General features: G+C 46.2%; 16 protein-coding genes. 6 read left to right on the top strand and 10 right to left on the bottom strand.

Translation table 11 applies throughout. The annotated features are described in order from the left end of the window. Window positions 1-22 precede the first annotated feature (22 nt). The gene (locus ABMY42_RS16850; RefSeq protein WP_005447751.1) at window positions 23-1,390 is read left to right on the top strand and encodes a Do family serine endopeptidase; all 1,368 of its coding nucleotides are present in this window, start codon (window positions 23-25) and stop codon (window positions 1,388-1,390) included. Window positions 1,391-1,596: 206 nt separating this feature from the next. Continuing rightward, window positions 1,597-2,664: an outer membrane-stress sensor serine endopeptidase DegS gene (gene degS / locus ABMY42_RS16845; RefSeq protein WP_009697598.1), complete on the top strand. Its 1,068-nt coding sequence runs from the start codon at window positions 1,597-1,599 to the stop codon at window positions 2,662-2,664. A 38-nt stretch (window positions 2,665-2,702) separates the two neighbouring features. Here the strand turns inward: degS and parC are convergent, their stop codons facing one another. From parC to nudF, 6 genes are all read right to left on the bottom strand, one after another. Beyond that, complete coding sequence (gene parC / locus ABMY42_RS16840) at window positions 2,703-4,991, bottom strand: DNA topoisomerase IV subunit A (protein WP_005447746.1); 2,289 nt, start codon at window positions 4,989-4,991, stop codon at window positions 2,703-2,705. 3 nt (window positions 4,992-4,994) lie between these two features. Continuing rightward, a complete protein-coding gene (gene parE, locus ABMY42_RS16835; RefSeq protein WP_005447744.1) occupies window positions 4,995-6,875 on the bottom strand; it encodes a DNA topoisomerase IV subunit B in 1,881 nt (626 codons plus the stop codon). A gap of 254 nt (window positions 6,876-7,129) precedes the next feature. Beyond that, window positions 7,130-7,714, bottom strand: coding sequence for an esterase YqiA (yqiA, locus tag ABMY42_RS16830; RefSeq protein WP_038897786.1), 585 nt, complete (start codon window positions 7,712-7,714; stop codon window positions 7,130-7,132). Between the two features lie 54 nt (window positions 7,715-7,768). After that, window positions 7,769-8,575 carry a 3',5'-cyclic-AMP phosphodiesterase gene (gene cpdA, locus ABMY42_RS16825; RefSeq protein WP_009697596.1) on the bottom strand — a complete coding sequence of 269 codons (807 nt, stop codon included), beginning with the start codon at window positions 8,573-8,575 and terminating at the stop codon, window positions 7,769-7,771. 61 nt (window positions 8,576-8,636) lie between these two features. Beyond that, window positions 8,637-9,080 (bottom strand): DUF1249 family protein, encoded by a 444-nt coding sequence (locus ABMY42_RS16820; RefSeq protein WP_005395930.1) that lies wholly within the window; start codon window positions 9,078-9,080, stop codon window positions 8,637-8,639. Continuing rightward, window positions 9,080-9,730 (bottom strand): ADP-ribose diphosphatase, encoded by a 651-nt coding sequence (gene nudF / locus ABMY42_RS16815; RefSeq protein ID WP_005450390.1) that lies wholly within the window; start codon window positions 9,728-9,730, stop codon window positions 9,080-9,082. The genes ABMY42_RS16820 and nudF overlap by 1 nt, the downstream gene beginning before the upstream one ends. A 229-nt stretch (window positions 9,731-9,959) precedes the next feature. Here nudF and tolC point away from each other — a divergent pair, with 229 nt between their 5' ends. Beyond that, window positions 9,960-11,294, top strand: coding sequence for an outer membrane channel protein TolC (gene tolC / locus ABMY42_RS16810; protein WP_050907495.1), 1,335 nt, complete (start codon window positions 9,960-9,962; stop codon window positions 11,292-11,294). Window positions 11,295-11,500: 206 nt separating this feature from the next. On the opposite strand, the gene hldE is transcribed toward tolC, so the two are convergent. From hldE to ABMY42_RS16795, 3 genes are all read right to left on the bottom strand, one after another. Further along, window positions 11,501-12,931 carry a bifunctional D-glycero-beta-D-manno-heptose-7-phosphate kinase/D-glycero-beta-D-manno-heptose 1-phosphate adenylyltransferase HldE gene (gene hldE / locus ABMY42_RS16805; protein WP_349266565.1) on the bottom strand — a complete coding sequence of 477 codons (1,431 nt, stop codon included), beginning with the start codon at window positions 12,929-12,931 and terminating at the stop codon, window positions 11,501-11,503. 77 nt (window positions 12,932-13,008) lie between these two features. Continuing rightward, the gene (glnE, locus tag ABMY42_RS16800; RefSeq protein ID WP_349266564.1) at window positions 13,009-15,852 is read right to left on the bottom strand and encodes a bifunctional [glutamate--ammonia ligase]-adenylyl-L-tyrosine phosphorylase/[glutamate--ammonia-ligase] adenylyltransferase; all 2,844 of its coding nucleotides are present in this window, start codon (window positions 15,850-15,852) and stop codon (window positions 13,009-13,011) included. Between the two features lie 120 nt (window positions 15,853-15,972). Further along, on the bottom strand, window positions 15,973-17,229 hold the full coding sequence (locus ABMY42_RS16795) for a methyl-accepting chemotaxis protein (protein WP_005450397.1): 1,257 nt from the start codon (window positions 17,227-17,229) through the stop codon (window positions 15,973-15,975). Window positions 17,230-17,277: 48 nt separating this feature from the next. Here ABMY42_RS16795 and ABMY42_RS16790 point away from each other — a divergent pair, with 48 nt between their 5' ends. Beyond that, the gene (locus ABMY42_RS16790) at window positions 17,278-18,096 is read left to right on the top strand and encodes an ion transporter (RefSeq protein ID WP_005450400.1); all 819 of its coding nucleotides are present in this window, start codon (window positions 17,278-17,280) and stop codon (window positions 18,094-18,096) included. Between the two features lie 25 nt (window positions 18,097-18,121). Here ABMY42_RS16790 and ABMY42_RS16785 read toward each other — a convergent pair whose 3' ends face one another. Further along, entirely contained in the window at window positions 18,122-19,654 is a 1,533-nt protein-coding gene (locus ABMY42_RS16785; RefSeq protein WP_009697592.1) for an inorganic triphosphatase, read from the bottom strand. Between the two features lie 205 nt (window positions 19,655-19,859). Here ABMY42_RS16785 and ABMY42_RS16780 point away from each other — a divergent pair, with 205 nt between their 5' ends. Further along, window positions 19,860-20,540 carry a TIGR00153 family protein gene (locus tag ABMY42_RS16780; RefSeq protein WP_005450406.1) on the top strand — a complete coding sequence of 227 codons (681 nt, stop codon included), beginning with the start codon at window positions 19,860-19,862 and terminating at the stop codon, window positions 20,538-20,540. A 130-nt stretch (window positions 20,541-20,670) separates the two neighbouring features. Next, window positions 20,671-21,930 carry an inorganic phosphate transporter gene (locus tag ABMY42_RS16775; protein ID WP_005450407.1) on the top strand — a complete coding sequence of 420 codons (1,260 nt, stop codon included), beginning with the start codon at window positions 20,671-20,673 and terminating at the stop codon, window positions 21,928-21,930. Window positions 21,931-21,996: the final 66 nt, after the last annotated feature.

Raw genomic sequence — 21,996 nt, 5'->3', positions numbered from 1 at the left:
CCGTTTCAAGAGGAGTTATTGGATGAAAAAACCATTGCTTGCGTTAACCGTTCTATCTTTAAGCTTGGGTTCAATCATCACCCCAGTCACCGCAACAGCGGCGCTTCCACTCAGTGTGGATGGGGAGCAGTTACCTAGTCTTGCCCCAATGCTCGAAAAAGTAACCCCTGCGGTTGTGAGTATTGCGGTCGAAGGCAAACAAGTTCAAACCAGTCGTATTCCAGAGCAGTTTCAGTTCTTCTTTGGTCCTGATTTCCCGACAGAACAAACTCGTGAGCGTCCGTTCCGAGGTTTAGGTTCTGGTGTCATTATTGACGCTAAGAAAGGTCAAATCGTAACGAACTATCACGTTATCAAAGGCGCTGATGACATTCGTGTCCGTCTATATGATGGTAGAGAGTACGATGCAGAACTCGTCGGCGGAGACGAGATGTCAGACATTGCCTTGCTTAAGCTCGAAAAAGCAAAAGACCTGACACAAATTAAAGTCGCGGATTCAGACAAACTACGCGTAGGTGATTTTACCGTAGCCATTGGTAACCCGTTTGGTCTAGGTCAGACAGTGACATCCGGCATCGTTTCTGCACTGGGTCGAAGCGGCTTAAATGTCGAAAACTTTGAAAACTTCATTCAAACCGATGCAGCAATTAACAGTGGTAACTCCGGTGGCGCTTTGGTTAATCTCAATGGTGAACTGATCGGCATCAATACCGCCATTCTTGGTCCAAACGGAGGCAACGTCGGTATTGGCTTTGCGATTCCGTCCAACATGATGAAAAACCTAACTGATCAAATCTTGGAGTTTGGTGAAGTAAAACGCGGCATGCTTGGTGTTCAAGGTGGTGAAGTCACTTCTGAGTTGGCAGAAGCTCTGGGCTATGAATCAAGTAAAGGTGCCTTTGTTAGTCAAGTGGTTCCGGACAGTGCCGCTGACAAGGCTGGTCTAAAAGCTGGTGATGTCATCGTTTCGATTAATGGCAAAGCGATTGATACGTTCGCCGAGCTTCGCGCGAAAGTCGCAACCTTAGGGGCTGGTAAAAAAGTCACGCTTGGCGTTGTCCGAGACGGTAAGAAGAAGAGCTTTGATGTGACCTTGGGAGAATCAACCAATGTCAAAGCGAAGGCTGAGACTCTACATGAAGGGCTCAAAGGCGCTGAACTTAGCAATACGACACCAAGTGATTCTATCCAAGGTGTGAAGGTAACAAGCGTTGCTGAGAACTCGCCAGCAGCACAATATCAGTTGGCAGAAGGCGACATTATTATTGGTGTAAACCGTAAACGCGTGAAGAACTTAGCGGAGTTACGTGCGATTGTAGAGAAGCATCAAGGTGTACTGGCGATCAACGTTCAACGCGGCGATCGAACGGTTTACCTCGTTATCCGCTAATCGTGTTGAGTTAACAGCAATCACGTAGGCTGAAGTAAACGTGCGTTAACCACATCGATATTCGTGATAACGCTCGAACACTTTACCTCGTATGTCATGGTTTTATAAAAGGGTAAGACGATTACGTCTTGCCCTTTTGTTATTTTTCAATGTAATGCTATCCTTCAGTTTTCTATGCCAATTGGGCGCTCAATCATGGAGAGGTTATGCTTAGCTTTTTGTTACGTTCTGTCTTTTTAGGCTTAGCAACTGCCATCATCGTATTACTCGCCGTTCCATCTTTGCGCAGCAATGTTATTCCTACAGCACTCAGCGATCCGCAGCCGAGCAATATCGCCTCGCTCGAAGTCTCTTTTAACCAAGCGGTAAGAAAGGCAGCGCCAGCGGTTGTGAATATCTATAGTCGCAAGTATGTTGAAAACGACCGAAGCAAGCTTTCAACTCAGGGCTTGGGATCTGGTGTGATTGTTAGCGAGAAAGGCTACATCATTACTAACTACCATGTCGTCGCTCAAGCAGACCAAATAGTAGTCGCACTGCAAGATGGTCGTGTTGCTGCAGCTCAGTTGGTCGGTACGGATAAGCGTACAGATATCGCGATTTTACGCGTTGAAGGCTCTAATTTACCTGTCATCCCACTGAATCCTGATTACAAGCCTCAGGTTGGTGACGTGGTACTGGCTATCGGAAACCCATACAACTTAGGTCAAACCACGACGTTTGGCATCATCTCAGCAACAGGACGCTCATCGATCAGCGATGGTCGTCAAGCCTTCATTCAAACCGATGCGGCAATCAACGAAGGTAACTCTGGCGGCGCTTTGGTCAACACTCAAGGTGAACTGGTAGGCATTAATACGGCTTCATTCCAACAGGCTACAGACCTTGAGACCTACGGCATCTCTTTTGCGATTCCGGCTCCTCTGGCGAATAAGATCATGCAAAAGATCATTGCTGATGGTCGCGTGATCCGTGGCTACATTGGTATTGACGGACAGGATATCAATGCGGTTACTGCCCGCTTACTAGGTAACCAGCACATTGGCGGTATTGTCGTCCTAGGCATTGATCCAAATGGACCTGCAAGTGCGGCTGGCTTTGAAAAGCAGGACATCATTATCAGCATTAACGGAACCAAGGTGCAAGGTCGTCAAAGTGTGATGGATATTGTTACTGACTTGCGTCCAGGCACCAGCGTTGATGTTGGTATTATCCGCAAGGGTAAAGAAATGAATTTGAAAGTAACCATCGCCGAAGACAAACAAGAAGCATAAAAAAATCCCAGCCATTGGCTGGGATTTTTGTTTGTGCGTTATTCGCTATCGCTCGGCTCTTCTGAAACCTCTGAGCTTCCACCCATTTCAATTTCAATTCGAGTTACGCGCTGCAAACCTCGCGGTAGCAAGCTGCCTCGACGTCCGCGTTCACCACGGAAGTTCTCAAGATCAGCAGGTTTCAAACCTAACTTTCGCTTACCCGCATAAAGTGTAAGAGACGCACCTTGTGGCAGAGCCATCAAGTGAGAAAGCACCTCTTCACGTTCTTTCGCCTTCGCTGCTGGGATGTTGATGATCTTGTTACCCTTACCTTTCGCTAATTGCGGTAGGTCTTTGATTGGGAACAACAGCATACGACCTTGATTCGTAATGGCTAGAATTTCATCTGAATCCAAGTCTGCAATCGTCTTTGGTGTCATCACCTCAGAGTTTGCAGGTAGAGTCACCAATGCTTTACCGCTGCGGTTCTTAGATAGCAAATCTGAGCCTTTACATACAAAGCCGTAACCAGCATCAGAACCCACCAGCCAAAGCTGATCTTCTTCACCCATGATCACTTGGCGAATATTGCTGCCTGCGGTGATATTCAAACGACCTGTAATTGGCTCGCCTTGACTTCTTGCAGACGGTAATGAATGCGACTCAAGTGAGTAGCTTCGACCATCACTGCCAAAGAACACCGCTTGCTGGTTACTCTTACCACGCGCATGTGCTAAGTATTGGTCACCAGACTTGTAGCTCAAGCCTTCAGCATCCACATCGTGACCTTTCGCGTGACGAATCCAACCTTTCTCAGAAAGCACAACCGTGATTGGCTCACTTGGTACTAGGTCACGCTCAGTCAGTGCTTTTGCTTCTGCACGTTCAACCATTGGAGAACGGCGGTCATCACCATATTTCTCTGCGTCTGCTTTGATTTCTTTCTTCAGTAGTGTGTTCAGACGACGCTCAGAGCCTAGTAGCTGTTCTAGCTTCTCACGTTCTTTCTCTAGCTCGTCTTGCTCACCACGGATCTTCATCTCTTCTAGTTTTGCTAGATGACGAAGTTTGGTATCTAGAATTGCATCCGCTTGGATATCGGTAATGCCAAAGCGTTCCATCAGCACTGCTTTTGGATCGTCTTCAGTACGAATGATCTCAATCACTTCATCTAGGTTTAGGTAAGCAACCAACAAACCTTCCAAGATGTGTAGACGAGCCATTACTTTGTCTAGGCGATGTTGTAGACGGCGACGTACAGTAGTACGACGGAACTCGATCCACTCAGACAGAATTTGTACCAGACCTTTAACTTGAGGACGGTTATCCAAACCAATCATGTTCAAGTTAACGCGGTAGCTGCGCTCAAGATCCGTTGAAGCAAATAAGTGGTTCATCAACAGATCGCAATCAACGCGGTTTGACTTCGGAACCACAACGATACGCGTCGGGTTCTCGTGATCCGATTCATCACGAAGATCGTCAACCATTGGCAGCTTCTTAGCACGCATTTGGTTAGCGATTTGCTCAAGTAATTTTGCACCTGATACTTGGTGTGGCAGAGAAGTGATCACGATATCTGAACCTTCTTTGTGCCATACCGCGCGCATCTTGATGCTGCCACGACCGTTGCGGTAAATCTTCTCAATATCTGCTTGTGGCGAGATAATTTCCGCTTCTGTTGGGTAATCCGGACCTTTAACGAACTGCATCACATCAGGCAGTTCCGCCTTCGGGTTGTCGATCAAATGAATGGTCGCATCCGCCACTTCACGAACGTTGTGAGGTGGAATATCCGTCGCCATACCTACTGCGATACCGGTTACACCGTTTAGCAGGATATGAGGCAGACGTGCAGGCAACATTTGTGGCTCTTTCATCGTGCCATCAAAGTTAGGTTGCCATTCAACTGTACCCTGACCTAATTCGCCTAACAGTACTTCGGCAAACTTAGACAGTTTTGCTTCGGTATAACGCATTGCTGCGAATGATTTCGGGTCATCTGGCGCACCCCAGTTACCTTGACCGTCAACCAATGGGTAACGGTAAGAGAATGGCTGCGCCATCAATACCATCGCTTCGTAACATGCAGAGTCACCGTGCGGGTGGTATTTACCCAACACGTCACCAACGGTACGTGCGGATTTTTTGTATTTTGCTGATGCCGAAAGACCAAGCTCCGACATTGCGTAAATGATGCGTCGTTGAACCGGTTTCAGACCATCGCCAATGTATGGCAATGCGCGGTCCATGATCACGTACATCGAGTAGTTCAGATAAGCGTCTTCGGTGAACTTGCGCATTGGCAACTGTTCAACACCATCGTAAGTAATTTCTGTAGACATCCGTTAAACCTCTGCCATATCGCCGTTGTTTTGCAGCCAAGAACGACGATCATCTGCTCGTTTCTTACCAAGCAGCATGTCCATCATTTCCATGGTCGCCGCCGAGTCATCGATGGTTAGCTGAACCAAGCGACGCGTGTTTGGATCCATGGTCGTTTCGCGCAACTGAAGTGGGTTCATCTCACCCAGACCTTTGAATCGTTGCACGTTGATTTTGGCTTTCTTCTTAGACAAGCGCTCTAATACACCATCTTTTTCGTCATCGTCTAAGGCATAGAATACTTCTTTGCCACAGTCGATACGGTATAGAGGCGGCATCGCGACGTAGATATGACCAGCTTCAACCAGCGCACGGAAGTGACGAGTGAACAGCGCACATAACAGCGTTGCGATGTGCAAACCGTCCGAGTCCGCATCGGCAAGGATACAGATTTTACCGTAACGAAGGCTGTCTAGGTTGTCGCTGTCTGGGTCAATGCCCAGAGCAACTGAGATATCATGCACTTCTTGAGATGCAAGCACTTGGTCTGCAGAGACTTCCCACGTGTTTAGGATCTTACCGCGCAATGGCATTACCGCTTGGAACTCACGATCACGCGCTTGTTTAGCAGAACCGCCCGCCGAGTCACCCTCCACGAAGAAGATTTCGGTGCGGTTGAGATCTTGCACAGAACAGTCTGTCAGTTTGCCTGGTAGAGCAGGACCTGATGCAACCTTCTTACGCACAACCTTTTTACTAGCACGCATACGGCGGTGGGCATTCGCTATACACACTTCCGCTAACTGCTCAGCCAGTTGTGGCTTTTCGTTCAACCATAGGCTGAATGCATCTTTTACTACACCAGAGACAAAGGCAGCCGTTTGACGAGAAGACAAACGCTCTTTGGTTTGACCGGCAAATTGCGGGTCTTGGATCTTGACTGACAGGACGTAAGAACAGCGGTCGAAAACGTCATCACCAGTTAGCTTCACACCACGAGGTAACAAATTGCGGAATTCACAGAACTCACGCATCGCATCAAGCAAACCTTGGCGTAGACCGTTAACGTGTGTACCACCTTGAGCGGTAGGGATAAGGTTCACGTAACTTTCCGTGATCATCTCGCCGCCTTCCGGCTGCCAGATTACCGCCCAGTTTGCCGCTTCAGTTTCTGCTGAGAACTCACCAGTAAATGGTTCTTCAGGTAGAACTGGATAACCTTTCACACCTTCCGCTAGATAGTCTTTAAGACCATCTTCGTAGTGCCATTTGTAGTCTTTGTTGTTTACTTTATCGGTAAACGTAATCTCTAGGCCCGGGCAAAGTACTGCTTTCGCACGTAGGTTGTTCACCAGACGCGTAACAGAGAAGTTTGCGGAATCAAAGTACTTTGCATCTGGCCAGAAATGCACGCTGGTACCACGGTTACGACGACCGCATGTACCTGTGACAGTGAGGTCAGAAACCTTGTCACCATGCTCGAAAGCAATCTCATAAATTTGACCGTCACGACGAACCGTCACTTCAACACGCTTTGATAGCGCGTTTACTACAGAGATACCTACACCATGCAAACCACCAGAGAATTGATAGTTCTTGTTGGAGAATTTACCACCCGCATGAAGCTTACATAGGATCAGCTCAACGCCTGATACCTTTTCTTCTGGGTGTATATCAACAGGCATGCCTCGACCATCATCGATCACTTCTAGTGATTGGTCAGCATGTAGGATGACTTGTACTTTTGAGGCATGTCCGGCAAGCGCTTCATCGACACTGTTATCGATAACTTCTTGGCCCAAGTGGTTTGGGCGCGCTGTATCCGTATACATCCCTGGTCGGCGACGTACTGGCTCTAAGCCATTCAGTACTTCAATGGCACCAGCATTATATTGTTCAGTCATAATACGGAATTGTTCTCAAAGTTTACTTGTAACCCGAGCCTCGCATTCACGCGAGCTGTACTCGAGAAACGAAAAAGCTACCCCGTCTGCACATTTATCTAAAGATAAAGAAGATGCATAACAAAGTAGTCAGGGCTTAAATACCCTTAAGATCTTTTTGGCAAAACATAGTCGGAAAGCATATCGACTATGTCAAGAAACAGTTGGATATATCAATAAAAACTATGAGCCTATTCCAATCCGTCTCTTTAGTATTACAGTTTTAAGAATTCAATGATTTGAGCAGGATAACGCTCAAAGCCTACAAAACTGTGATCACCGCCCTCTTCTACCGTTTGCGTCGCTTGTGCGAACTTTTCTACGGCTTGGCGATAGTCCAAAACCTCATCTTCGGTTTGTTGTAAAAGCCAAAAGGATTGAGGCGACGCGATGCTTTGTACATCAAGAGCTTTTAGCTCGTCAATATGACAAGCTTCAAGTGTATAGGTTTCATGCGTGTAGGGGTTAGTTTGCTCCCCTAAATAGCCCACCAGCAACTCATACGGCTTCACCGCGGGGTTAACAACCACTGCTCTAAAACCAAACTTATCATTGAGCCAAGTAGACATGTATCCACCCAATGAGCTACCCACCAAGCCGATGTTGTAGTCACCTTTGTATTGCTCAATGATATCGAGCAAGCATTGTGCAGCAAGTTGAGGGAAGCATGGTAACTGAGGCACGATGACTTTTATATCTGGACGCTGCTGCTCACAATACTCTTTCATTAAGTTCGCTTTCATCGAAAGCGGTGAGCTGTTAAAACCGTGAATATAAAGCAGCAAAGAAGGTTGGCTCATGGTTGCCTCATGTAAAAAAGTAAGCCCGAACATAAAGTTCGGGCATGGTAATGATTAGTATCCGCTTGAGGTAAAGTCTGGCTGGAATTGACCATCTGGTAAACGGTTAACTTGTGTCGAGATGTCACCGTTACTATGTAGTTCTAATTCCCGCCAGCCTGGAGACTGTGTATCTAATGCAAAGTCATCAGAGTTCGGCTTGAACTGTACACACGTTGAAGGCGTTGCCATCACACGAATACCTTTGTGAATAATGTTCATATCCTGATGAACATGACCACAGAGAATACCCTTCACATTGTCAAATCGGTCTACGACCTGCCAAAACGCCTCTGCGTCTTTCAGCGTGTGCTGATCTAGCCAAGCACTGCCCACCAAAAGTGGATGATGATGCAAAAGCACCAACGTATGTCGCTGCGGATTTTCTGCGAGCTTTTCTTCAAGCAAAGTCAGTTGTTGATCGCTTAATCGCCCATGAGGAACGCCAACCACTTGCGAATCCAGCAGAATTACCTGCCAATGGTCACCCAGCTTTAGGTGTTCAACAGCTTGAATTTGAGGGGATGGTAGCACACTACCCATGTTTGGCTTGTAGTCGTGGTTGCCCGGAAGCCAAAAACAATCTTTTTTCAGCGGCGAGATACCCTCAGCAAAACGCTGATATGACTCTGCACTATGATCTTGTGAAATGTCGCCTGTAGCCAAGATGTATTCAAATGGCACTTGACGATGAAGAATCTCTTTTACCACGGCTGCAAAGCTGTCGGCGGTTCTTACGCTCAGCAAACTGCCCTCATCTGCCTCAAACAGATGAGTATCCGTGATTTGTAATAGCTTTATGCTGTCACTAGATGGTTGCAAAATGAAAACCTGATTCGTCCACTATATAGTTTTTTGTTATTTTTCCTTAGTGACGTGACAATCAATTGAAGGCAAGCGGCGTTCTACTAATGCCACTTCGTAAACAGAATGTCAGCCATTCACCAAGAAACGTATTAAGCTGATGCTTTTCATCTTTCTGCATCAACTGGTCGTTGGGATAATCATATTTAGCTTTAATGCGAGAAAACTCTCCGCTTGAGCATACTTCAGCTACTCTCGCATCGTGATAAAGCCTGACAGACATCGTCGGTAAAGGAAACACTGGTGTTTCATCACTCTGACATATCTCAACAACTGTGGTGTATTTTGTGATTTCATTCACGGTCAGTTGATAAACCATATTCGCCGCCTGATAACAGCGTACGTCACCAACTTCGGCAGAGGCAGGCAGCAAAGCATTCAACTTCGCATAGTTGGTCTCATAAGTTCTCATAAGACCTGCTAAGTCGACATGGTATCTTTGCTTTTCAGCTACTTGCGCCATTACTTACTCTCCACCATAGGGGATTTACCCCATTGTGATGTCAATTCTTGATGATTTAACTGCAACCATTGAAGCGCAATGATTGAAGCACCATTTTCAAATTTGCCATCTTTCACCCACTGATACGCAGTTTCACGGCTCATTACATGGACTCGAATATCTTCATTCTCATAGTCTAAACCATGAATGCCATGCGCTTTAGATGCATCGACTTCACCAATGAACACATCAAGCTTCTCTGAGCAGCCGCCCGAAGAGGGATAATAAGAGGTAACCGAAGCAACACGTCCTACTTGAATGCCCGCTTCCTCTTCTGCTTCTCGACGAATCACAGCTTCTGCTGATTCATCTCGATCAATCATGCCAGCAACAATTTCGAACTGCCATGGGTGCGAATGCTCTAATGCTCCAACGCGGATCTGCTCGATGATCACGACTTGGTCAGTCACGGGGTCATACGGGAGCATGGCTGCAGCATGACCACGTTCGAACATTTCTCGTTCGACAATCCCACTCCAGCCACCGGCGAATAATCTATGCTTAAAACGGTATTTCACCATTTTAAAGAAGCCTTTAAATACGGTTTCTTTTGAGATTATTTCCACATCTTGGGGAGTAAAATCATTCTGTTGCTTGTCACACTGTTGCATTCAACACCTCTCTGAGTGAATCTTGTAGTTTACTCATTGTTATTCGCTTGCTCAAAGGACTTGGCTCAACTTTTTGTACAATAGTTATAAATTATTTTAAGCAATTCTCATTTATTTATTGCACAACTGGATAATTACGTGTAAAAAAGTGCAAAGTTTCGAGTAAATATCGTCCAAATTGAGTTAAACTACTGAGAATTAACCAATCTATAGACCGCGGGAATAGAAAATGAAAAAACTGCTTCCACTATTTATCAGTGCAGCGCTAGGCAGTATGAGTACATCTGCATGGGCAGACTCTCTTGCTGAAATCTATGACTTAGCAAAACAAAATGATCCTCAATTGCTCAGTGTAGCAGCGCAGCGTGATCAAGCTTTTGAAGCAATCAACTCTAGCCGCAGTGCCCTACTACCACAGATCAACTTGACAGCAGGCTACGACATCACTCGTGGTGATACTGACTACGACAACAATACCCCTACGTTACAAGATCGTAATAACGACCAAAACGTACTGTCAGCAGGTGTTGGTTTTACACAAGAGCTATACAACCGTGCATCTTGGATCACGCTTGATACCGCAGAGAAAACAGCTCGTCGTGCCGACGCAAACTATGCCGCAACACAACAAGGCTTGATCCTTCGTGTTTCTCAAGCGTACTTTGAAGTGCTACGCGCACAAGACAACCTAGTGTTCGTTCGTGCAGAAAAAGCAGCGGTAGGTCGCCAACTAGAGCAAACTAAACAACGTTTTGAAGTTGGTTTGTCAGCAATCACTGACGTACACGATGCGCAAGCACAATACGATGCAGTACTTGCAGACGAAGTATTGGCGGAAAACTCGCTAATCAACAGCTACGAATCGCTACGTGAGATTACAGGTCAAGAGCACAAGAACCTAAACGTTCTAGACACAGCTCGCTTCTCTGCAAGCCGCTCTTCTGAAGCTGCAGAAACTCTAATCGAAGAAGCGAAAACAACTAACCTGAGCCTACTATCTGCACGTATCGGGCAAGACATCGCACGCGATAACATCTCACTAGCAAGTTCTGGTCACCTACCAACACTTTCGCTAGACGGTGGTTACAACTACTCTGATACTGCAGAAAGTACAGCAGACAATACAACTGATGGCTTCAAAGTTGGTGTTAACTTAGCAGTTCCTCTATACACTGGTGGTCGTACAACGTCTGAAGTGAAACAAGCAGAATACGGCTATGTATCAGCAAGCGAAGAGCTGGAGAAAGAATACCGTAGTGTTGTGAAAGAAGTGCGTGCACAAAACAACAACATCAACGCTTCTATCGGCGCACTAAAAGCGTACGAACAATCTGTAGTGTCAGCGCAATCTGCACTAGAAGCGACAGAAGCCGGTTTCGATGTAGGTACTCGTACTATCGTTGACGTATTAGACGCAACTCGCCGTCTATACGATGCAAACAAGAACTTGTCAGACGCACGTTACAACTACATTCTTGCTGGTCTTCAGCTACGCCAAGCGGTAGGTACACTGAGCGAGCAAGATATCCTAGATGTTGATGCAGGCCTTAAGCCAGCAAAATAAATGTCTCATGTATACCCAAGTAACCTCTAGACGCTTAGTTCAGCGAGAATGACTTGGGTATAATGCATAAAACGCCAGTTGAGCTTTCAACTGGCGTTTTTTATTGCGAGCTATTTTGCTAAGCATTACATTCCAAAAAACAATTACGATCAAAAAAGGTCGCCCATAGAGCGACCTTTTCTTTAAGAATCGAAAGCAAGGAAGGCTTAGCCTTTACCGCCTTTGATGGCATTGATGATTTCGCTAGTTGAGCAACCATCTTCAAAGTTCAGCACGCGAACCTCACCGCCTGCGGCAATCACTTCTTTACCACCAGCGATCTCTTCAGGCTTGTAATCACCACCTTTCACTAACAAGCTTGGTAGTACTTCTGAAATAAGGCGTTGAGGCGTGTCTTCGCTAAAAGGCACAACCCAATCGACAGCACCTAAACCAGCTAACACAGCCATACGACGATCGGTTGGGTTTACTGGACGACCAGGACCTTTTAGACGTTTTACCGAATCATCCGTGTTTACCGCAACAATCAAGCGATCACCAAGTTCTGCAGCGTGGTTTAAGTAAGACACGTGACCAGCGTGTAAGATATCGAAACAACCATTAGTCATCACAACCTTCTCACCTTTCGCTCGTGCTTTCTTCACGGCTTCAATCAGAGCTTGCTCTGAAATCACACCGTAATCTGTATCTTGGCTACCGTGAATGGCTTCTGCCAGCTCAATTTCAGAAAGCGTTGAGGTACCCAATTTACCAACCACAACACCTGCCGCTGCATTGGCTAGAGCACAAGCTTCTTCAAATGATTTGCCTGCGGCAACAGAAGCCGCCAATACAGAGATCACCGTATCGCCCGCACCAGTTACGTCATAGACTTCTTTTGCTTGAGTCGGTAGATGGAATGGTTCCTGACCACGGCGGATCAGCGTCATACCATTTTCACTGCGCGTTACCAATAGAGCTTCAAACTCGAACTCTTCTACTAGTGCTAGCGCTTTTTCTACCAGCTCTTGCTCTGACTTCACCTTACCAACAACATCTTCAAACTCTTTCATGTTTGGTGTCAGTAGCGTTGCACCACGGTAGCGTTCGAAGTCTGCGCCTTTCGGATCGATGAAGACTGGGATATTCGCAGCTCGTGCTTTCTGGATGTAAGCCTGTACATGCTCTAACGAACCTTTCGCGTAATCAGACATGATCACAGCTTTCACGCTTGGCAAAGCAGTTTCCATACGAGATAACACAGGTCCAGCATCGGTGTTTTCGAACTTGTCTTCAAAATCCAGACGAATCAATTGCTGACCACGGCTCATCACACGTAGCTTAGTGATGGTTGGATAATCAGGCAGCGCGACGAAATCGCATTTTACTTTTAGCGAGTTCAGCGTTTCAGTCAGAACTTTCGCTGGCTCATCCATCCCCGTTAGACCAACAATGTGAGCGTGACCGCCAAGTGAAGCAATATTCATTGCCACGTTCGCAGCACCACCCGGACGCTCTTCATTATTTTCTACTTTCACAACAGGTACTGGCGCTTCAGGAGAGATACGTCCAGTCGGGCCATACCAGTAACGATCTAGCATGACATCGCCGATGATAAGCACACCAGCGCTGTTGTAATCAGGTAGAATTGGTTTCATTATTGGTCTCCAAAAATTAAATCGTGGTGAGTTTAACACAGCCTTTTTCTAGGCTGAACCTTGTGCACTACTTCTGCTTAGGCAAACCATTGATTCCATGCTTGCTTCACCCACTCTCGCTCCGCAATAAATTTCTCTTCTGCCACATCGGCATCTAAGTTAAGCAAGTTTCGACGATGAATTTCATCGCGCATTGATGTGTATGCGCGTGTCAGTTGCATCGCTTGATCTTCTTCCATGACACCTTGTGCGATTAGAGTTTCAAAAATACGTACATTATCGCACCAGCGAATGAGCTTAGGCTTACTGTGACTGTAGTTGAGCACAAGGTATTGAGCGAGAAATTCAATATCGGTAATGCCGCCGTTATCTTGCTTAAGCATAAAACGACCGGACTTTTTCCCGCCAAGATGGTCACGCATTTTCTCACGCATATCGACCACTTCTTTCTTTAACGTGTCTTGGTTACGCAGTTTACACAACACATCGTGGCGAGTGTTATGGAAGGCGATCGCCAAAGGCTCATCACCATAAATCATACGAGCACGCACAAGAGCTTGATGCTCCCACGTCCAGGCATCTTTATGTTGATAATCATCAAATGCATCTGTTGGACTGACTAATAAGCCTGAAGCACCAGATGGGCGTAAGCGAGTATCCACTTCATACAGAATGCCTGATGCTGTACGAGTTGAGAAAATATGGATGATGCGCTGCGCTAAACGAAGATAGAACTGGCGACCATCGATTTCTTTTTTACCATCGGTATAAACGTTAACTGGGCAATCGTGCATGAACACAATATCAAGGTCTGAGTTATAACCCAGTTCCCAGCCGCCGACTTTCCCGTAACCAATCACGGCGAAGCCTTTGCCTTCACGATCTTTCACATGCGTTGGCTCGCCATACTTTTCCGACACTTGCAGCCACGCTTGGTTCACTACCGCTTCAACGATCGCTTCCGCCAAATACGTTAAGTGGTCACTCACTTTCATGACGGGCAATACACCAGCAATGTCTGCCGCTGCAATACGTAAGATACAGATTTGCTTAAACTGGCGCAGCGCTTCCATCTGCTGCTCCATATCATCCTCTGGGATGCGGGCAAGGAAATCACGTAGCTCTGTTCGGTAGCTATCAAGTGGAATTGGGTTGTACAGATGCTGAGGGTCGATCAACTCATCAAGCAGAATCGGATAACGCGATAGCTGCTCTGAAATCATAGGACTGGCGGTACATAAACGAACCAGTTGTACCAAGGCTGCCGGATGTTCATCTAACAATTCAAGATACGTTGTACGAGTGCAGATGTTGTGCAGCAAGTGCAAAACACGTGGCAAACCGAATTGCGCATCTGGGTGGGCAAATACCGCATCAAAGACTTTAGGCATCAACTTAGTCAGCACTTCACGACCACGCGGTCCAAGTGTTTTCTTTGCCAAGTCCGCTTTGAACTGCATGATGTTTTTTGCTAACTCTTGTGAGTTTTCAGCTTTAATGTCCTCTTGTAGAACGTGTTCAAGCACATCTTGTTTGGTCGCCATGTCCCACAATTCGTGGAAATGACGAGCCACCGCTTCTGTTTCATCTTCTTCGTCATCACCGATTAAGCTTTCAAACACCTTGTGGACATCTGCCATGTGTTGTTGGGTTTGAGCAATGAGCGTATCCCAAGATTCAAAACGCATCGCCGTAGCAAGTTTCAATTGCTCATCTTCACAATCCGGCAAGGTTTGCGTTTGCTTGTCTGCCATGGCTTGCAACAGGTTTTCTAGCTGGCGCAGATATTTATAGGCAGCTTCAAGATTATCAACCTCTGATTGAGTCAACTGACCTAGCTCACCAATGGCATTCAAAGTTTCTAGTAAACCACGACCACGTAAAGAAGGTTCACGACCACCACGAATTAACTGGAACACTTGAGCGATAAACTCAATCTCGCGAATGCCTCCAGCACCCAGTTTAATGTTGTTACTCAAACCGCGACGGCGCACTTCACTGCTGATCATTGATTTCATGCGGCGCAGGGATTGAATCGCACTGAAGTCGATATAACGGCGGAAAACAAACGGACGCAGCATCTGACGCAACTCTTGATATTGCGGATACATTTCACTGCCCATCACACGCGCTTTGATCATCGCGTAACGTTCCCAATCTCTTCCTTGTTCTTGGTAGTAATCCTCTAGTGCCGCATAGCTCATTACCAACGGACCACTCTCACCAAACGGACGCAAACGCATATCTACACGGTAACAGAAGCCGTCAAAGGTTTGTTGGTCGAGCGCTTTAATGATGCGCTGCCCTAAACGGGTAAAGAATTGCGCATTAGCAATGCTGCGGCGCGCGCCTTGTGTCTCACCGTTTTCTGGATAAGTAAAAATGAGATCGATATCAGAAGAGAAGTTCAGCTCGCCACCACCAAGTTTACCCATGCCGATGATCAGCATAGGCTGCGCTTCACCTTCTGCATTGGTTGGCGTGCCCCATTCATTGCAACAAATCTTGTATTGCCATTGATAGGTTTCGAAGATCATGGCTTCAGCCAGTTGAGACAAATGACAAAGCGATTCTTCTAACGTCCAAGTATGGGTGAAGTCTTTCCACGCAATGTAAACCATTTCGCGGTTACGGAACTGACGCAGCACACGATGCCCAGCCATCTCATCTTGGCATCCAGCCAACAGCTCCGCTAGACGAACACGATACGCTTGTTGTCGACTGCTTTCTGCCAGCATGTTTGGCAAGTCTTGCGCGAGTTTCTCATCACGGTGAATCGCTTCGGTAATGAACTTACTTAGACCAGACACAAAACGAAACTGTTCGGCAATCTCGGTAGGCCATTGTTGAAAGTATCCCGCTTGCTCAGCATTTTGAACCGCGGAATCCGCGACAGAAATCAGTGACGAAGGCAGCTGCATTTTTCTTCCTTGTTTGAAAAGCACTGTGGTTTGAGAGGTATACACTCTTTTATACCAGAGTTGGCATAAATAAAAACGCCCACAAAAGGTTTGTGGGCGTTTTATCAAAGCTTACAGAAACTAGACTTCGAAAGATTTAATCTTCTTATCTAGCTCTTCTGCGTTGCTTTGCATCATCTCAGAGGTTTCCAATAGCTCAGTCACGACCACTACTGAAGCTTCAACAAGCTCACGAACGTTGGTTAAGTTTTGACTCATTTCCTCTGCAACGCTGCTTTGTTGACCTGACGCCGTTGCGATTTGGAAGTTCATGTCGTTAATCTGCGTTACCTGCCCAACAATGCCGTCCAACTCGCTACCAGCATTTGATACCAGCTCTACCCCTTCTGCTGCTTCAACAACACTTTTCTCCATCAACTCCACTGCTGAGGTGGCACTTGATTGAAGCTGAGTAATCATCTCTTGGATTTCAACGGTTGCTTGCTGAGTGCGTTGTGCAAGGTTACGAACTTCATCTGCAACGACAGCAAAGCCGCGACCAGCTTCACCAGCTCGCGCCGCTTCAATTGCCGCATTCAGTGCAAGCAAGTTAGTTTGCTCAGAAATACCTTGAATGGTGCCAACGACACTACCAATTGCGTCAACACGCTCTTCTACTTGGTTAACAGCACTTGCCGAAGACGCGATATCGGAAGACAGTTCACTCATCTTAGAGACCGTTTTCTGCAAGAACTGCTGACCAGTCACGGCTTGCGTTGATGCCTGCTCGGTCAATGAAGATGCCGTCTGTGCATGATCCGCAACCGTTTGAACTGTCGATGACATCTCACTCATTGCGGTAGCAAGTTGATCGATCTCGTTGAACTCTTCTTGTGCCGACTCTTTCGTTTCCGACATACTCAATGTCATCACTTCGGTCAACGTTGCAAGCTCATCAGATGCGTTGATCTGCATTTGGATGACATCATGCAACTGACGACGGGTTTTCTCTAGCTCACGCGCTACGTCACCGTATTCGTCTTTACAATCCATACCAAATGGCACAGAAAGGTTTTTGCTTGCCATTAACTTGATTGCATCGTTCAAGTATTGTGTTTGTCGTAGCATGACACGAGCTGCTGCAAGCAGTAACACCACAAACACCACAATCAACAATGCAGTTTGCCAAGCCACTTGTGTTAAGTAGGCTTCATAGTGCTGTTGGGCAACTTGTTCATTTTGCGTTGCTGCAAGTAATGAGTTATAGAAGGTACTTGCGTCCCACAATTGCTTTGCCACAATCAAGATGGTGCTGAATACCATCAACATGACCATTTTCGGAACGAGCTTGATGTCGGATATCACCCTTTCCCACGGCTTAAATGCCAGCTTTTCCATTGTCAGTTCTCCACCGAGTCTTATATAGTCTTTGTATTACTTATAGTTATGCGCGCGATTGGCTCTGGTTGCGCGATTTATTTCGAGCTTCGTATGAAAAACTATGATATCAAAGACAGCACCAAACCGATGGGGTTGCTATCACTAATATTGTCCTTTATGGCGCTATTTGTGATCTCAGGCCTGTTGTTTTTCCCACTTGATCACGAAACCCGTCAAGTTCTTATCGGTCTGGATTTTATAATCTGTAGTATTTTTCTACTGCAGCTCATCGTAGATTTGATCCGAGCCACAGATCGTTGGTCATTTCTCAAGCATCACTGGATTGATTTTGTGGCGAGCATCCCAATGATTGAGCCTTTACGCTTCGCTCGCTTATTTCACATCCTGCGTGTCATTCTGGTCTTACGCTCTTCAAAGTTCATTCTTTTCCAGCTCAAGCAAAACCGCCGTGAAACTACATTAGCGTCTATTCTGCTGTTAATGGTGGTTCTCATCACTCTTGGTTCTAGCGCCATGTTGTTTATTGAAGGGCAAAACCCTGAAGCCAATATTCAAACAGGAACAGACGCTTTGTGGTGGGCATTTGTCACTATTTCGACCGTTGGCTACGGCGACCACTATCCAGTCACGACAGGAGGCAAGCTACTTGCCGTACTGATCATCATTTGTGGTGTCGGCATCTTCGGTATGATTTCAGGTTTGATCACGTCGATCCTAACCGCACCGACCAGACAACAGGACAATCGTTCTAAGAATAAAGAGAAGCTCTTGGAGCAAGTATTAGAAAGGCAGGAGCAGATCTTAAATCGACTGCAGTCCATCGAAGATGAACTGCAAGAGCAAAAACAACAGACAAAAAAATAGGACCAGAGGGTCCTATTTTTTGCTCTTATTCTTGCCAGTATGGCTCGACTTCAACACTGATTGCACGAGTCTGATCCATGGCATGCAGGATGGAACGTTCTTGGCGGTGCAGCCAGCGCTCTAACTGCTCTTGTTCTTCCCCTTCTAACATGCCAATTAATGGCAGAAGGTGATTAAGCATAAGCAGGTCGTCGATACCATGCACTAGGTCTGCCCATGGTAAACGGAAGGTATTGCGCTCTTCTGCATCGTACAAGCTCGCAAAACCAATACCGGTGTACAAGTTACGTAAAAGACGATATCGCTGATCCACATACTCTTGAGCCGAGAGTTCTCGCTCTGCGGGGAAAGCTTCCATCAGCTCAGCCCAAGTGCGATCCAACTGCTTCACTGAGAAAGGTTGAATGTTGCTCGACATCTTTTCGCGCGCTTTATCATCCAAAAATGGCTGCCAACCACGCGTCAGAATCCAACGGCTCAAATCCAATAACAAACCGGTGTAACGTGCAGAGCTTAATAGCTCTAACACCGCTTCGCGGCTTGGCAACTCGCCCAGTTGTTGTGTCAACTCAGAAACAAGGAACTTACGCGCATCAAGTTTGCGCAGCACGTTGCCTTTATCATCTAGCAGCTCTTCTAAGTGAGCGTGTTCATCTAACCATTCAAGCTCTTCTTCTAGCCACTTCATTTCTTGGCGAAGAATTGCACTTGCTCGACGCGGCACCATGCTGCCAAAGATAGTAAATGTCTGGCGGATAAAGCGAATCGCATTAACGATTTCACGTAATGCTTCAACGCAATCACGCTCAGTGTAGATTTGCTCATGGTAATGCCAGTGCGATAGCGCATGCTCTAGCGAATTAATCAGGCAGTACTCGACTGTGTCGTTTTTCGTGCTGTCCACTAATGCTAGTGGTTTGACTTCATCACCAGCGTAACCACTGGCTAAGCGATAGCCTTTCGCAGCTTTACTCAGGTTACCAAGGCGCATACCACCTGCCTCACACAAACTGCGAGCAAGGGTAAACAAAGCGTCTGTCTGACCCGATTTCAGCTCTAATTCAACTTCACAGATAGGATCTTGCTTCTCTTCTCCATCCGTACCTTGAGCAATCACAGCTCCTTGGTCGAATGCAACTTCGATTTGGCTACCATCAGGCATCCCAATCAACCATTGTTCACGAGTAAAGTTGGTAGAAAAGAGCGGCGTCAGTTCCGCTTGTAGCGTAGCAACATCTTTGCCAGAAGGCCAGATATCAGAAGGATGAAGCGTGAGGTCCGGCTCATTACTGGTGTGCTCAGCATTGTATTCTGGTCTTTGATGAAGGCCTGCAACAACGCGTCCTGCTGTTTTTACAGTCTGGACAAAAACATCATCAAAACGGCGAATTCTTAAACCAATGTCGTGCTTTCTTAACCATTTATCAGCGGTATCAAAGTAGGTGTTACCCAAATCACGACTACTGTGCTGAAGTACTTTTGTTTCGGAAATTTTAGCTCTTAAAGTCTCTGAAAATTCAGGAGAAACAAAAAACTTCAGTTCTATCTCGGTTTCCATAGCTATACCTTTCAAAGCAGATAGAAACAGGATATTGCCTAATTTCTCACACGGCAAGAAAGAAATATCACCCGAATGATGATCTAAAACAGTTTTAATGAGCGATTTAATGCGTTAACATGCGCGCCTTTATAGCCATCGTTCAACATTTCGCCAAGAAATGGTGTATGTTTTTTTAAGGTTATAGTTATTAGGTTGAATGACCATGCCAGTAAATACAATTATGGGGTTATTTGCAAAGTCCCCAATTAAGCCTTTGCAGCGCCACGTTGTGTGTGTCAACGAATGTTGTTCACACCTGGTTAAGTTCTTTGAAGTATCTTCAAAGGGTGACTGGGAAAAAGCAGCTGAAATCCGTGCTCAAATTTCTCACCTAGAGAAAGAAGCGGACGTGCTAAAACGTGAAATCCGTCTAAAACTGCCTCGCGGTTTGTTTATGCCAGTCGATCGTACTGACATGCTTGAGCTTCTAACTCAACAAGACAAACTTGCTAACCTGGCAAAAGACATTGCTGGCCGTGTATATGGTCGTCAACTTGTCATTCCTGAGGCTCTCCAACCAAACTTCCTCGCATACGTTCAACGTTGTCTTGATGCGGCTGATCAGGCGCAAAAAGTAATTAACGAACTTGATGAACTTCTAGAGACCGGCTTCAAAGGCCGTGAAGTAACGCTCGTTGCTGAAATGATTCATCAATTGGACGTGATTGAAGATGATACCGATGCAATGCAGATTGAACTTCGCCAACAACTGATGGTGATTGAATCTGACATGAACCCTATCGATGTCATGTTCTTGTACAAGATTCTTGAATGGGTAGGTGGTATTGCCGACCAAGCGCAGCGCGTAGGTGCTCGTTTGGAAGTCATGCTATCTCGATCTTAAAACATAAGTTAACGACATAACGAAGAGCATTATTCACGCGTGTCAGATGGACGATGACAAAATTCACCGTCTTATGGGCTGACGCGCGCAAAATTTTGCTCCGCTTGTTATAAAACAACTAGGTATTACGATGGATATCCTTGCGAACTACGGCACTGTCCTGATTATTGTTGCAGCGATTTTTGGTTTCATGATGGCGATTGGTATTGGCGCGAACGACGTTGCTAATGCTATGGGTACATCTGTTGGCTCAAAAGCGCTAACCGTAAAACAAGCAATCATCATTGCGATGATCTTTGAATTTGCGGGTGCATACCTTGCAGGCGGTGAAGTAACCGACACTATCCGTAAAGGTGTTATCGAAACATCTCTATTTGCTAGCCAACCTGATATTCTTGTCTACGGCATGATGTCAGCACTTCTTGCGGCTGGTACTTGGCTTCTACTTGCTTCTTACATGGGCTGGCCAGTATCGACTACTCACTCTATCATCGGTGCAATCATCGGTTTTGCGTGTGTGTCTGTAGGTACTGAAGCAGTTGATTGGAGCAGTGTACAAGGGATTGTCGGTAGCTGGATTATTACTCCGGTTATCTCAGGCTTCTTTGCTTACGTCATTTTTGTCAGCGCACAGCGTCTGATCTTTGATACTGAGAACCCACTATTCAACGCAAAACGTTTCGTTCCAGTTTACATGTTCATCACGACGATGGTGATTGCACTTGTAACTATCAAGAAAGGTCTGAAACACGTAGGTCTACACCTTAGCAACGGTGAAGCATGGATGTGGGCAGCAGTCGTATCTGCAGCAGTAATGGCTGGCGGTTACTTCTACATTCAGAAGAAATTTGCTAACCGTGAAGAAGACCGCAGCTTTGCTGGCGTAGAAGGTATCTTCAGCGTACTAATGGTTATCACAGCGTGTGCTATGGCATTCGCTCACGGTTCAAACGACGTAGCTAACGCGATCGGTCCACTGTCTGCAGTTGTATCAACTGTTGAGCACATGGGTGAAATCACAACGAAGAGCTCAATCGCATGGTGGATTCTTCCTCTAGGTGGTTTTGGTATCGTTGTTGGTCTAGCAACACTAGGTCACAAAGTAATGGCAACAGTTGGTACTGGTATCACTGAACTAACACCAAGCCGTGGCTTTGCTGCTCAGCTAGCAACAGCATGTACAGTAGTTCTAGCGTCAGGTACAGGTCTACCTATCTCTACAACGCAAACACTGGTTGGTGCGGTTCTAGGTGTAGGTTTCGCTCGTGGTATTGCAGCCCTTAACTTGGGCGTAGTTCGTAACATCGTTGCATCTTGGATCGTTACACTACCTGCAGGTGCACTACTAGCAGTCGTATTCTTCTACGGCATCCAAGCGATGTTCTCGTAACACTGCTTTAGCGCGAAGCGCTGGGTCAATACAATGTAAACGCTTTGTCATTATTGACTCAAACGC

It is taken from the genome of Vibrio sp. SSH13-20 (assembly GCF_040104475.1).
Taxonomy (GTDB): Bacteria; Pseudomonadota; Gammaproteobacteria; order Enterobacterales; family Vibrionaceae; genus Vibrio; species Vibrio harveyi.
The sequence above is the reverse complement of the archived record's forward strand: the minus strand, read 5'-3'. Positions and strand labels throughout refer to the sequence as shown.